The sequence below is a fragment of the Paenarthrobacter sp. NPDC057981 genome (genome assembly GCF_042886835.1).
Taxonomy (GTDB): Bacteria; Actinomycetota; Actinomycetes; order Actinomycetales; family Micrococcaceae; genus Arthrobacter.
Genome location: NZ_JBHVQI010000009.1, coordinates 115,799 through 130,271, shown reverse-complemented (window position 1 = coordinate 130,271; position 14,473 = coordinate 115,799). Strand labels below are relative to the sequence as shown.

At 58.4% G+C, this 14,473-nt stretch carries 10 protein-coding genes; 5 read left to right on the top strand and 5 right to left on the bottom strand.

The genetic code is table 11. The features are described from left to right. Position 1 precedes the first annotated feature (1 nt). Positions 2 to 274, bottom strand: a complete 273-nt coding sequence (locus tag ACFVSI_RS10960; protein WP_387823077.1) for a cupin domain-containing protein — start codon at positions 272 to 274, stop codon at positions 2 to 4. 226 nt (positions 275 to 500) lie between these two features. On the opposite strand from ACFVSI_RS10960, the gene ACFVSI_RS10955 reads away from it, so the two are divergent. From ACFVSI_RS10955 to ACFVSI_RS10935, 5 genes are all read left to right on the top strand, one after another. Beyond that, complete coding sequence (locus tag ACFVSI_RS10955; protein WP_387823074.1) at positions 501 to 1,088, top strand: hypothetical protein; 588 nt, start codon at positions 501 to 503, stop codon at positions 1,086 to 1,088. A 371-nt stretch (positions 1,089 to 1,459) separates the two neighbouring features. Continuing rightward, positions 1,460 to 1,879 carry a hypothetical protein gene (locus ACFVSI_RS10950; protein ID WP_387823071.1) on the top strand — a complete coding sequence of 140 codons (420 nt, stop codon included), beginning with the start codon at positions 1,460 to 1,462 and terminating at the stop codon, positions 1,877 to 1,879. 261 nt (positions 1,880 to 2,140) lie between these two features. After that, on the top strand, positions 2,141 to 3,010 hold the full coding sequence (locus ACFVSI_RS10945) for a hypothetical protein (protein ID WP_387823069.1): 870 nt from the start codon (positions 2,141 to 2,143) through the stop codon (positions 3,008 to 3,010). After that, a complete protein-coding gene (locus ACFVSI_RS10940) occupies positions 3,007 to 9,450 on the top strand; it encodes a hypothetical protein (protein ID WP_387823066.1) in 6,444 nt (2,147 codons plus the stop codon). Before ACFVSI_RS10945 ends, ACFVSI_RS10940 begins: the two co-directional genes overlap by 4 nt. Next, positions 9,440 to 10,255: a hypothetical protein gene (locus tag ACFVSI_RS10935; RefSeq protein WP_387823063.1), complete on the top strand. Its 816-nt coding sequence runs from the start codon at positions 9,440 to 9,442 to the stop codon at positions 10,253 to 10,255. The genes ACFVSI_RS10940 and ACFVSI_RS10935 overlap by 11 nt, the downstream gene beginning before the upstream one ends. 296 nt (positions 10,256 to 10,551) lie before the next feature. On the opposite strand, the gene ACFVSI_RS10930 is transcribed toward ACFVSI_RS10935, so the two are convergent. The 4 genes from ACFVSI_RS10930 to ACFVSI_RS10915 form a co-directional block, all read right to left on the bottom strand. Then, positions 10,552 to 10,854 (bottom strand): DUF4193 domain-containing protein, encoded by a 303-nt coding sequence (locus ACFVSI_RS10930; protein ID WP_387823060.1) that lies wholly within the window; start codon positions 10,852 to 10,854, stop codon positions 10,552 to 10,554. Between the two features lie 127 nt (positions 10,855 to 10,981). Next, positions 10,982 to 12,214 (bottom strand): hypothetical protein, encoded by a 1,233-nt coding sequence (locus ACFVSI_RS10925; protein WP_387823058.1) that lies wholly within the window; start codon positions 12,212 to 12,214, stop codon positions 10,982 to 10,984. A 30-nt stretch (positions 12,215 to 12,244) separates the two neighbouring features. Further along, positions 12,245 to 13,873 carry a relaxase/mobilization nuclease domain-containing protein gene (locus ACFVSI_RS10920; protein ID WP_387823055.1) on the bottom strand — a complete coding sequence of 543 codons (1,629 nt, stop codon included), beginning with the start codon at positions 13,871 to 13,873 and terminating at the stop codon, positions 12,245 to 12,247. 4 nt (positions 13,874 to 13,877) lie between these two features. Then, positions 13,878 to 14,270, bottom strand: a complete 393-nt coding sequence (locus tag ACFVSI_RS10915) for a plasmid mobilization protein (RefSeq protein ID WP_387823053.1) — start codon at positions 14,268 to 14,270, stop codon at positions 13,878 to 13,880. Positions 14,271 to 14,473 lie beyond the last annotated feature (203 nt).

The following is a 14,473-nucleotide window of genomic DNA, read 5'->3' as shown; positions in this document are numbered from 1 at the left end:
ATTACCTGCGCCCTGAAGAATCGCCGTGGGCGTGCCCTCCGCTCGCGACGACGTGGACGACCCGCACGCGTTCGCTACCGATGGGGTGCCACTTGTGTGCCAGATGCCCGGGGTGATGAAGCGAATCGCCCTCATTTAGCGTCATTGGCTCGCCGCCCTCGAACTCCACAAGCAGCTTTCCACTCAGGACGATCACCAAGTCTTCGCCCTCGTGTGTGAACCAGCTCTCTCCACCCGGTGACGTAATCGTGAGTTCGTACGCCTCAAGCATCATGTCGGGATTATTCGCGAGCGTGCGCCCCACTACCGCACCAAGCGAATCGCTGAACGGACGTGCTGGCGAGTCCGCCCTTACGACGGAAACAACCTCGGCCGCCGGCTCGCCCAGCAGCTGATATGGGGTACTACGTTTATCCGTAGGTCAGCATCCACGCCGTCCTAGGTTGGCTCCCTACTGCTCTCGCACAGATTGCGCAACTTCAATAAGGCACAATAATCCAATGGATGAGATCGGCTGGCTGTCGTGGGTAGGTGGCATCGTTATTGGTGCAATCATCACTTGGTTCTTCTCGTGGAAGTACGGCAACCGTAGGCGGAAGCTTCTTTTCACGTGGGAAGCCGTTCAACTGATGCCGGACAACGGAGTGGCCAACGGCGGTTTGGAAGTATCTTACGAGGGCACACCGGTCCAGGATCCCTATTTAGTTAAGGTGACGATAAAGAATCTTGGCCCATCTGACATTTCGACGAGGCACTTCGATAGCGGCCAGATGCTCAAGGTGATGTTTCCCGCAGGGTATGTATCCACAATGGATACGGATGTAGCTGCGACCCCGACCATTCGGCTTGGCCCCGATTTCCTTGGCATACCGCCGCTTCTCTTGAAACGTGGAGCCGCGATTAATCTCGACGTACTGGTAGACGGCCCGACGACACCCAACCTTGACTCTCCCATAGTGGACACAGATATCGTCAGAGCCGACGCGAGGGCTATCGCCGTTGGAGTAGTTCAGCAAAGTACGACCCTTACGGTCGACTCACTCGGCCTGCCTGGCATTTCAGTTCGCTTCGGATCGCGCCGACGCTAACCGCCCGCGACTGCGACTTGGGCACGTGGGTTTACTCAGCCGTACCGACGACCCGGACGCAAGAGCCATCATTTTGGCGTAGACCGAAACTTCGCAGAACCCGCGCCTCGGCTAATACAAGGTTAATTATTCAAGGTGCAGGTGTAGAACCATAGGGGTCGAGCCGTCAGCTGGGCGAGTGCTTTGGTATTATTCCGAAACTGGACGACTAAGGCCTTGCTCTCATTTGTTGGACAGAAGGGCGTCACTTCAACGTAATATAACCGTTCTGAAATCTGATTCTGCTCACTCTTGACCTCCATCATGAACTTGCAAGTAAGGTTTCGAGTAGGTCGATGCCGACCGGCAGTGCCTGTATCGAAGGAGCTGGAATGGGATTCTCGGATGAGCTTAAGCAAGGCCTCCGGGACCAAGCGGTTGGTGCCATGAAGTACGGAGCCTCGTCTTCGCCTGGGCATAATCGGCAGGCCATGCTTGCGGCGCGCGAGGAACGCTTGGCGCGGGAAGAGGCTACGCGGCGGAGGCTGGGTAGCGCTGCTTTATCTCAAAGCCACTTGACCTCCTTGGCGCGTCGCGCCTATCGCGAAGCGCAGCAACAGAGAGGGAAACGCGACATTCAGTTCGAAGAGAACGGAATCAAAGTCTTGGTGAAGAACGGATATAGCCGAAAGTTCGATAAATATACAACTGACGTAATCCTGGTAGATCATGCCAGCCCCGAAGAGCATTTGCATCTCATTTATGATGAAAACGGTTCGGAGATTCACAACATGTGGACTAAGAATCACTGACCTGAATCCCTGTTCTTAGGGAAGACTACCAACCGAGCCCTTTGCAGCCATAGATACAATTGCCAGTGACCGAGCTTTACGGAATCATTATTGTCGGCGTTCGAAGCGTGGGGGTGGGCGTAGCAGCGACAACATGGATACTTGCCCAACGAAAACTCAAGTCCAGTGCTGGCTGATCTGCCGTTCTGGTGGTCCTCGAACGGACGTGGGCCCAGGTCGCAATCTACATCGACGGCGGCTCCTTTCTAATATGATCGCCTGATGGAAATCGTAGGGGAATCTGGGCATCGGCTTCTGATGTACGTCGAGGCCGTGAGGCGACAGGGCCATGCTTTGCGTAAGGCTGAATTCGAGGCCTACGCAGCAGCGTGGGAACCAAAAGTTACAAAGCCTGTTGATTGGACTGCTCTTCGTCTTCTTAGCGAAATGGATGAGGAAACTGCTCACTCTGTACTCGGCAGGGGACGGGTGGTTGAGCCCATGCTGGATTTCATGGTGCGTGTCCGCTGGATGACCCTCAGCGCTGGTGAAGTGGACATCACTCCGCTGGGGCGAGCGGTGCTGCGAGAATCGAACACTCCCCTGCCGGCGTCCGACACGGGTTCCACGGTCGAAGTCGTCATTGATCCAAATGATCCGTTTGCCTACGCACAATTGATGTCGAAGATTACCAGCCTTGACTCATGCATGGTCATCGATCCCTACCTTGACGTCGATCAATTGCTGACGCTGGCCAACTTCAATACCGTCACCCGCGTCTTGACTGGCACCTCGAAGCTAAAACAGATTGCACCTGTGTTTGCGCTGATGGGTGAAAAAGTGCCCCACCTCGCACTACGGTCTCTCAAGCAAAACGAGCTCCACGATCGCTTCATCATCCCCAAGCGGGGAAGCGCGTACATGCTTGGCTCAAGCCTGAACTCCATCACCAAACGATTTGGCGTGGCCACGACTCTCGAACCCTCGTCGTCGAAGTTGATCTCAACGCATTACGACACGTTGTGGGGGAAAGCAGATCCAGTGCCCCAGAAGGAGAGTAAGGAAATCAGCCGAAAAGCCGACCAGTCGAAGGCAGAAGATGAAACCACATCCACCGGAGAGTTGTCCGAACACTCGGAGCTCCCGGGATGAGCCAACCTGATCTTCTTCGTCCGAGCCGGGACGGCGACCAGTTTCACTACACTTGGGCGGCGCGTCAGTCATTGCGGCTCCTTGACGCAACATCTGGACTGGATTCACTGTTTGTCGAAGCAGTCGATCCCAGCGAACAGCCCGATGTGTCCCAGACAGACGATTTGTCTGACGACGAGCAGACTCGCACGGGTGATGAAGTTATCGACCTGGCGGAGTATTGGGGCTCAAGCAATATTGAACACGCAACGAAAATTGTCTACCGACAGTTCAAGCATTCCACTCGCTACGCGAACGACCCGTGGACCCTTTCGTTCCTGACAAAGACTTTAATTGGCTTTGCGCGCAAATACACCGCGTTGAAGACCAATCACCCGGCTGCACTCGACGGTGTATATTTCGAATTCATCAGTAACCGACCACCCGCGGACTCCGCCATGGAGGCACTCAGGGATCTCCAGAACGGAAACCTCTCGCCAGCAACCAGGGGCATCCGAAAGCGGCTCACGGAAATCATTTCCACGGAGGACCTCCGACTCCTTTGCGAACGGCTCACGGTCGATGAGCGAGCACCCTCCCTCCTTAAGCTCCGTCATCTTCTCGACCTGGATGTCGCAGATCTACTCCCAGGGGCACCGGGCGAACAGGCCCTTTTACTGCGGGAAATGATTTCCAGTCGGGCGACTTCAGTCGCCGGCGACAATCCCATGGTGCGTCGCGCCGATGTGCTCGCCTCTCTTAAAGCTTCTGAGGACCTGCTGCTTCCTGCGCCCAATTTGATTGAAGCCCCAAAGCGCTCAATTGACAGGCACCAGTTTGGCGAGATCGCCGCGAAGGTTTGTGAGTCTTCCACTGCCCCAACTCTTGTGCATGGCCCGGGCGGTGTGGGCAAGAGTGTTCTAGCCAGCATGTTGAAAGACAACTTACCCGAAGGCTCAGTCACTGTGGTGTTCGACTGCTTCGGTAATGGCTCGTACCGTCGGCCTAGTGCACCGCGCCACCGCTCTAAGCAAGGCTTTGTTCAACTCGTTAACGAGCTTGCAGCACACGCGCTATGCGATCCTCTTATCCCATCCTCCACGGCGGACGATGCCGATTATGCTCTTGCCTTCTATAGGAGACTTAGCAAGGCGGCTGAGATGGTCGCCACGACAAATACGGGCGCGCTTTTGGCGATTGTTATAGATGCCGCAGACAACGCGGCCATGATCGCCGATGAGATGGGGGAACGATCCTTTGTTAGCGGCCTTCTTCGGGAGCAGCTTCCCCAGAATGTGAGGCTAGTGGCCACTTGTCGGACAGAGCGCATTGACCTGCTCGGGCTTCCCGCCGGCTACCGGGACGTTCTGCTTTCAGGCTTCGATCTCGCAGAAACACGCGCCCATCTTACGACGGTCTATCCAGATGTCTCGTCCACTGACGCGTCTGAGTTCCACAACAGAACGAGCAGCAACCCTCGGGTACAAGCCGCGGTCCTGGATGCCACCAACAACATCAAGGAAGCCCTGACTTGGCTCGCACCAAATCCAGGTTCCCCCGGGCAAGCTCTGGACGCTTTGATCGAGCGCCAAGTTGCCGAAATTCGCGACCGACAACACGGATCGGCCCCGGAAATTGACGCAATCTGCACCGGCCTTGCTGCTCTGCGCCCGATGATCCCTATTCGCGTGTTGGCCGAACTGGCCAAGGTTCATCCGTCAGTGGTGTTGAGCTTCGTCGCAGACCTTGGACGCCCGCTTCTAATTGACGGCGACACAGTACAGTTTCGGGATGAACCGACCGAAACCTGGTTCCGAGATCACTTCAGGCCCACTGGAGCGAGCCTTGATGCCTTCATAGAGCGCCTGTCGCCCATTGCCGAAAAAGATGCCTATGTAGCTGCTTCGCTCCCGGCACTGCTCTTCGAAGCCAGCCGATTCGACGATCTTGTGCAGCTCGCGCTTTCCGATGATCTGCTTCCTGACAACGCACTTCCAAGTTCACAGCGGAACGAGGTCCAGCGGCGTGAGATAGCGCAGCAGCGCACACATTTCGCCCTGTCGGCCGCTTTGCGGGCGGACCGGCACTTTGAAGCCGCCCAACTCGCTCTGCGTCTTGGAGCACTGACGGCCGGACGTACCCGCCGCCTCGACCTTATACGGGAAAACACCGACCTGGCGGCACGCTTCCTCGACCCGAGCGTGCTCGAACATCTCATCGCTACCCGAAGCATCACGGCTAAGTGGCCTAACTCTAACCTTCCGATTGAAGGCGCTCTGCTGGCAGGTGCCGGGGGCCAAAGCGACCAAGCACGAAACCGGCTCCGGAGCGCGATGTCTTGGATGTATGCCTGGGTGGCCCAGGCCCGGCGGAATGACACCCCGTCGGATTTGAATGACTTGGACTTTCTGCAGATTGCTTGGGGACTGCTGAACACGGATGGACCAGCGGCTTGCACTCGTTTCCTACGGGGATGGCGTCCTCGCGCCCTTGCGTTCGACGTTGGAGTAGACATCGCACGTCGATTGCTCGATGCCGGCAGAGATTCAGACTTTCTGGAGTTTGCCCGCTGCTCCAAAGGCAAGTACCTCAAGTTTGCCATTGCGCACGCCGCGTCAGAACGGGATTTGCAGCTGGACGCAGACATCGTGGCTCATCTTCTTAAACCAGTCCTGAACCAGGATCAAAGGCCACAACTTAGCCGAAACAACGACCTCAGCCGGCGAAACCGTTCCGCCGACCCGATTCACAACGGCCTGACCGCTGCGAGTTGGTTGATCAACCAAGCAGTATCCCTCGAAATTCTCGCTGCAGACAAAGCCGCGCAGCTCCTGCGCTTGTACCTTCCACAAGACCTCGGGCACTTGAGTGGCTCATGGTACGACCCAGACGTGTGGTATCCCATCCTCGGGCTCACACTTGGTGCCCGACTTGAGGGCCGTTCCGCCGATGCCACCGAGTTCCAGGGTCCACGAATCCGGGAAGCAAGAGAACGCGAGAGGTACGAGTCCTCCCGTGAACTACGGACGTACCGTGAGAACGTCGAACCCCTGACTTCCTGGGCCGTGGCATGGTTGGACCTTCTGGGCAATCCCGGCCCTGAAAACAAGGCCGGATTCTCCCAACGAATATCCGAGTTCTTACGGCAGGAACCACCTGAATGGCGTGAAGAACGTGTCGACCAGACCAAGATCAACACCGTCTTCACCCTCATCGGGCGCGCCCTTGGCCGCTTTCCCGATATCGCCGACCACGCGCAATTCCTTGAGTTCCAGGCCGCAAATGACGATGTGATCGCGAGGAGTACCCTGACAAATGTCGTTCGACAGACCGCCGCGAATCCACTAACCCACAGGCTCTCATCCGAACTTGCCAGGCGCTGCCATCAGGAAGCGGCCGCTGCCCGAGAGGACGCAAGCGAACTTGCCGCCGATTTCGTCAATCTTTCCCGGGCTACATATCGCATCTCGCCCGACGAGGCGGTTGTTCATTTCCAAGCAGCCTTGGAAATAACGAATGCCATCGGCGATGACGCTTGGAGCCGATGGGAGACCCTACTTACGCTTGCAAACCAGGCGGGACAGGGCACAACCAATCAAACCGGCAAAGCCTACCGGCTATGCCAGATAGCTGAAAGCCTCGAACCCTACCTCGGGGATTACCTCTCCCACTCCGATGTGCTTGCCACAGCCAGCCGTCTTTCGCTGCCGGAAGCTCTCGCGGCCGGTTCCCGTTGGAGGGACAGGCGCACCGCTACCATCCGCGACGTGGCCAATGCGATCCTCACCAGCCCTGACCTCGTACTGGATGAAGACCCTAAAGCCGCTTTAAGCTTCCTTCCCCTCGGAGACCGCTTCCCAGACAACCATGCCCTGGCTTCAGCGCTTGCCACCAAAATTCCGGACTCAACGTCCGCGGTAATCACTTATCTCCAATTCCGACGTCCCACACCACTCACGCCGGCCGAGCAAAAGGATCTTCTCGAACTGACAGGGGTCACGCAGACATCCATTGAACGGAATGACGCCTCACTGCTACGCACATCGGAAGATACAACATACGCGTTCCCTTCCAACGAAAGGAGCAAGAACGGCTGGGATGACTACAAAAACTTCGATCTCACAACGGTGGACGGATGGGCTAAAGCACTTGACCACTCGGCAACAGGCAACAAGTCAAAAGACTTGTTCGACTACATCGCTGCTGAGGATCTGGTCTCCGATGCAGTCTTGCACGCATTCAAGGCCTGCCCGTCGGTCAGCTTCTGGGACCTAAGCCGACTGTTGGATGCGCTAGGCAATCATCCGCTTTCGATGGGGGCTGAAGCCGCGCTTGATCAGATTCTCATTGCGCAAATTCCTCGATTCGCGCCAGACATACTCCTCGTTTCCTGGCGTGCCTTCAACTACGAGAACGCTCGTACACTAACAAACAGCGACACTAACTACGAAACCATTGCCAGTCGCGCACTGGCCGAACAGGCCTCTTTCACAACCGAGCAAGCCTACGCGCTTGCCTCGAACCTCGGTCGGAGGCTTCCCGTTGGCGAGGCCCTCCAACTCTTCGACCTCGCCTCTTCGTATTTCAAAGACACCGCGCCCCTCGACAGCCACGATGGTCATCACAACGACGGCATGACAGAAAGCTGGGAGACCGAAGCGGCACTGGCATCAGTCATTTGGACAGCTCTCGGTGACCCGGCGGGAAAGACGCGATGGCGAGCTGCTCACAGCGTTCGCCTTGCTCTTACGCTCGGTAGTTCCGGCTTGGTATCACGCCTGGTTGACCTCGCCTGCGAACGGATTGTGCCTACTCCATTCCTCGATTCACGACTCGATTTTTACCAAAAACATGCTGTTCAATGGCTGCTCATAGGCATCAACCGGGCGACCGTCGAACCAATAGGACTCGCAACTGCAATCGCATGCGAGACTCTGCTGAAAACGACCGCACTAGGAATCCCCCATGCGGTGAACACGCCGCTTGCGCGTGACAGCTTGCTCCGCCTCCACAGCGCTGGCCTTATCACCCTCAGTTCTGAGGAAAAACAACACCTTGATCAAGTCGGCAAGCCGATGGGCCACGCACGCCACTCCCGGAAGGATGAGCTCACCAACGACGTCTCGCTGGCTGATATTGCGGCCCCCAGCGTCAGACCAGAGGATAGTACTTCGACCCCACCCCATAACAGTTTCCCCAAGCCAGCAAAGAGCGAGTCCCATCTCCCCAAGATCAACTCAGCTGGGAACGGCCTGCCAATTGCCCCCGACCTAGATGACCCCACTGAGGAGGAGCGGTTCAGGTTCTTTTTCGACTTCCGCCGGTACTGGTGCAAGTACCTCGGCGACGCTTTCGGCATCACTGAAGAATCAATTGAACAGATTGTCGCCGAAGTGTTGATCGACCATTGGGCGATTTCATCAAGAGGGCGCGTCGAAGACGATATGCGCCACACTCTAAAACTCTATCCCCGGGATAGCTATGCCAGCCGCGGCGAGTGGCCTGAAGAAGAAGACCTCGACTTCTACCTCGCCATTCAGGGCCTATATGAAGTGGCAGGCCTCCTCCTTCACAACCGGCCCGTCATCTTACGGTACGACGATGACGACGAGGCCGGAGAGTCTGAATACACAAGGTTCCTCAAGTCCCACACTCTCACTCGCGATGACGGCCGCTGGTTATCCGATCGGCGCGATCCGGCTCCGCCAAATGCTCGAATCGATCAAGACGATTCGATGGGGTTGGGGACCGTGAGCTATGGCCAAAACTGGGTTAGACAGATAGAGTCCAGCAGATTCAAAGAGGAGCTATTTTCGTCGCCTGACCAAGTCGTCGTTTCTGGTTTCCGGAGTGCGAACCACTACTCACGGAACGAGCGCGTAAGTATCAATTCGGCTCTCGTCACCCCGAACACCGCCCCCGCATTACTTAGGGCGCTTCAGACATCTCCGGATAAGCGCGCCTACAGAATTCCTGAGACCGGAGACGACACTTTCAGCTCCACAGTCCCTGGATTCGAGCTGGCCGGCTGGATCGACGATCACGGCGTTGACTCCGGGATCGACAGTCAAGATCCATATGCACGGTCCATCAACTTTCCACCCGTTAGGCCCAGCTCATCGCTCGCACCCATCAATCTGCTTGTTCCTGACGCTGACTTACGGCTCTGGTACAGCGGCAACCGCATTGTCGCGACCTCGACCGTATGGGATGACCACACCGATACACGGCAAACCACGGGTTCCACCGGGCATAGTATCGTTTTCAATCGCGCCTGGCTTGCCGGAATGCTCAATGAACTTGATCGTTGGCTCATCGTCGAGGTCCAAATACAACGGCGCGGGGAGGACTCCTCGCGCCGCCGCTCTAAAAATTCTGAAGACGACGAAGCCCTGGACCTTCCAGCCCTTCAAACCAAATACTTCTTGATCGATACGGCAGGAGAGACTCATGAGTCCTGACACCGACAAGGTCCTACGGCTTGGCCGGGCTTTGGCTGATGCCCTTGATCCCAGCGACATCGTTGGTCGGTGGATGTCGCACCACCTCGCTGAACTCATTACCCGCTGCCGCGAAGACCCGGACGACGAGAAACTAGCCGCAACAACACGAGAGGTTGTACTCAAACTTTGGGAACACAAATCCGGCGCACCCTTTAAAAGTGAACCGTACGCGTACTTGCGACCGGTCCTACGTGCAATCGAAAGGCTCGACCCAAGTCCCGAACCTTGGGCGTACTACCGCCCATTCGACGAACAAGCACCGAGCGTAGAAGCCATGGCAACATACCCTCTCCTACCAGTAGCCTGCGACATTGACTACGAGGTCGGGAACCTAATCCGACTAGTTGTTGCGAACACTGCAAAGGACGCCATCTCATGCGAAGAACCTTGGGTCATAGCCGGCCTAGAAACTGCCGAAACAGAGGAAGACCGTGTAGTCAGAACCCTTGAGCAATTCCTGCGTCGCTATAGCCACCGTTCGGAGTCAGTTCCCGACGAACCGCTCGAAGCGGACTTAGAGGCGGTCGCACCCGACACGAATTCAGGGGCGGCAATGGACGAAAGTGCGGGCACGGCTGATCCGGACGACACCGAGGCAGCCGAGCCCACGGATGCCCTTGACTTCTCGCAACCTCTCGTTGTGGCTGTTCAAGCTGCTGTCATCCGCTGCCGGGCACTACTCGACCGGCTATCTGACCTGACCGGAAAAGCGCCCGACCCCGGAGAGGGCGATACCAGCCCAAACCCCGAGCAGCCGTCATAAATCTAGCTTCCCCATGGCACCTGGCAGCGTTGGTTGCCGCTCTCATAGAAATGGAGATACCACTTCGTGGGATTCTCAGGAAGCGCTACGTGTTGTCAGGTATTCGCGCAATCCCGGAATGGCGAAGTCCAAGGGCTGACCCCTCCCGGAATTGGCGAAGCTCCGGTCAAATAGCGGTTGACCGAAGCTTCAACAGGATTCTTTCTGGACCACCTTGGAAGTCACTGGGAACAACGTTCCGTCGCCGGTCAGCCCAGTTCTTGCTGGGGTCCGGAGAACCATTGATCTTGTAGGGCCTAGCTGTCGCACTCGAGGCAGTACGAGTGACCGTCTTGCTCGCGGGCCAGTTGGGATCTGTGCTTGACCAGGAAGCAGGAGTAGCAGGTGAATTCATCGGCTGCTTGGGGAATGACCTGAACAATGAGCTCTTCGGAGACAATCTCCCCGCCCGGCGTCAGACCCGTATCAAGAGCGTCAGTTTCTTCCAGTTCGCTGACAACGCTGCGAGCATCCGGCGCGTTGGCAGACTGAAGCGCCTCCAGGGAACGCTCCTGGGATTCTTTGACGTCGGAGCGGACTTCATCATAATCAGTCGCCACTAGGTCCTTCACCTTTCATTCGATCCAACCTGTGCTCACTTCTGACGACACTGCAACGCCGACAATCGCTCTCTTGTTCCCCGGAAAGAACTAACTGCTTTGGAAGCTATGACGCATTGGGTCATAACTACTTGGACGGGTCGCTCTTGGACCGCTCCGCGCCCCTTACTGCTCCCGCGCGAGTCTTTCGTGCCTTGGTCGCGTCTTTGCCAATGGTGAGGGCCGACTTTGGATGTGTGGCCTCGCTTCGCTCTGCAGCTACACGTCCGCGTACCTGTGCCTCATTGGCTCCGGCCGTGGCCAGGGACTCGGCGAATTTCTCGTGGTGTTCAGCAGACCCATAGCCGACATGTGCAGCGGTTTCCGTCTTTAGGCCCTGGTCTTTCAGCCGGCTGCTGTCGTTGCCGGTGACTCGGTTCTCGATCTCGCGTCCGACGCCCTCGATGCGGGTGAAGAGTTCCGTCCCGGCCCTTTCATACCGCTGCTCTTGGGTTGACCATGTGTCGCCTTTGAATCCGCCTTCTGCCAAGAGTTTGGCTTCGTGCAGGTTCTTGGCGGCGTCTACGAAGGCAGGGTCCTTGAAGTGTTCCTCGCCAGCGCCGTTGACGTGCGCTGTGGTTTCTTTGCGGAGCTGGTCGATGTCGGGTCCGTTGATGCCGTCCTTGCCGATCAGGAACATGCGTTCCTTAACGGCGGTGTCCGCTACCTCCAACGCTTTGGGGGTTTTCGCGTTGTGTGCCTGCTGAAGGGCTTTGGTCAGTTCGGGGTTGGCCAGGTACTCCACTGGCACTTGGTGGCGCTCCATTTCAGGGGCGAGTTTCGCCGCCTGGGCACGGAGTTCTTCGGCGCGGGCGGCCGCGAGGAGCTGCATGGCCTTTTCGTGTTCAACGGCAGCCTCGCGGGACTCTTCCTGGCTGCGGGCCAAGGCTTCCTGCCGTGCATGCTCGGTGGCGATGGTGTGGATACCTGATTCAAGATATGCGGCATCTGCGCCGAAGTCGTGTGTGTCGATGCCGTACCGTGTCAGGACTTCCTGGCGGATCCTCTCGGAGGCTGCAAGGGCTGTAGGGTCGTGGTCCTTCCAGGCCTCCGCGACGGCGTACGCCGTTGCGATGTCGGAGGCCGTGGCTTTGTCCCACCACTGGTCTTTCTCCACCGGGGCAAGGGCTGCATGGGCGGCACTGCGATCAGCCGCCAAGCGCGCAGCAGCTTCGTGCGCTGCCTGGGAGTCTGCGTGTTCCTGCTGCCGCTGGGATTCCTGACGTTTGCGGGCCAAGGTCTCGGCAATGCGGGACGCGATCATCAGCAATTGCCGCAAGCCGCCGTCTACGACATCGTCCATTCCGTCGGATTCACTCATGGTGTTCCCCTTGCACTAGTGGTGTGATTCTTATCGGTCGAGTACAGGCCCGGATTCGCGTCCAGTTCGCGTCGGTATCTTGGCCGGTGTGGCTGTTCCAGGAACAACCGAACCGGGCCGGATCGGTGCCATACCGCGCAGCCCAAGCTCCACAGGGTTCCGGGCAGCTTCACGCTCTACCGACTGCTCGCCCGCTCCGACACCAACGGGGCGGGGCATGGTTGCCGCGAACGGTTTGAGCTGGGTTGCAACGACAGTCCGGATCCTCTCCGCTTCCCGCGTCCGCCCGGACTGCAGATGCATGTCGTAAATGGCGGCTGCCATGTTGGCCAGTTGCACCATCAGTGCCGCGTGGGCCGCTGTCTTGTTCTTACTCGATGCCGCAAGGAACAACATCGCGGTGCCGGCAATGGACGGCAGGGCAACAGGTTTGCTGTGCACTTTGGGTACACGGAGTTGGGCGGTGCGGGACAACTCCGCTGCGGTTTCGGCCAGCGGCCCGGGTGTGGGTTCGAGACGGTGTGACCATGCTGCAAAGGCTCCTGAAACTTCTCGTGCTGCCTTTGCCCAGGTGGCGTGATCTTCAAGCGGGATGGAGCGTAATTGTTCTGCCAGGGCGGTGGCGTTGCGGGTGTATTCCACCCACACCCGCGGCGACGGTGTCGCCTTTTCGGGTCCGGTCCTGGTGACGGTGCGCTTGTTGCGTGCTGCGGCGTTCCATTCAGTCGCGGCCTCGGTCGCGGCGTGCGGTGAGTCCATCCATGCTTCACGCAGGGCACCGAGCTTCAAGTCCGAGGCGAGGGTGCCGCCGCCGAACCAGATCGGCCGCTCCCCCGGCTTGGGTCGTTCAGCCACGGAGTAGCCGACAATGACGTCGGTGGTGTTCTTCGCGTAGCGCGGCCGCAGCAGCATTCCGGTGTCACGGGCCCGACGAACGAACTCGCCTTCGGTTGCGGATGCGCTGGCACTGGCGCGTACTTTTCGGGCCAGCGATGAGCGGTGCATTTCCCGTTTGTCCCGGGCCGCGGTGGCCTTCTCTGCCTGGTCGTAACCACGGGTCGCGTACACGGCCGACAGCTGCTCGAGCCCGTACTTGACCTCCAGCTCGCGGCAGGTCTGCTGGGCCTTCTTGTAGTCCCCATGGGTGGAGGCTTTGGTGCCGTCTTCTCGGACAAGGGACACGGCGATGTGGATGTGGTGGTTGCCGTTCTCGGATGTGCCGTGGTTGATCGCCGCCCACCGGCACTGGGCCTTCCCGCTGGCCGCGGTGAAGCCCATCGCGTCGACGAAGTCGTTCGCGATGTCGCCCCATTGCTGGTCCGTCAGACCACCCTCTTCGGCGCGTAAACTCAGCGAGCAATGCCACACGCTCGCGTCCTTGTAACCGACGTGGACGCGTTCCTTCTTCGCCGCGTCCCAGGCGAAGTCTTTGACCCTGACCTCGACAGCGAACAGTTTCCGTGGCTGGTCCAGGTGCTTCGCGATCGCGAGGGCGTCCTCGTGGTCCAGGACACCGTCGTCGTACCACGCCATGACGGCCGCGTCACCGGCCACCAGGTGCGGGTCCGTGTGCGCGTTTTTCGTCTTGTCCGAATCGGTGGAGGCCAGATAGACCATCAGGCCGGCCATCCGCGAACCGCGGGTGATGTTCGGGATCATGTGCTCACATCAGCCCCTCAATAGCCCGGTCAATGCGCATCGCCACCGACCGGATATGCTTCAAAGCTTCACGGGCCTCCACGGGGAACTCACCCGTCGCGTTCGCCTGACGTGCGAGCTGATTGATGTTGTTCGACGAACGCGCCAACAAGTTATGCAACTGCATCAACTCAGCACCGATGGCACGCCGCTCCGTCGGCGAATCCGTGCGCTCCGCCAAAGCCGCCGACACCAACAGGTTCGGCACCGTCACCTTCTCCCGCTCCGCCCTGGCCAGAAGCGCCGCTTCCTCTTCCGCCGTGACCCACACCTCACGGCGCTTCTTCGACCCGGCAGGAGAGTTCGCACGCCGACGCCGGGACAGGTTCGGACGGCCAGTGTTCTCCCCTTCCGGCACCCCAATCCCCCTCCCAAAAAGCCCAGCGCAGCGACCCCGAAACCGGGGACCCACAAGCCAGTGTCGCCCACAAACCCGTCAGGGTCCGTGAGCGACACGCCATTTACACCCGTGTAAATGTATAGCTTGCTCCGTGGGCTTCTTTCGGGGATCTCTGCCGCGTGGCTTCAGGCTGGGGATTGATTGAGGCGCTAGGCTGAGGC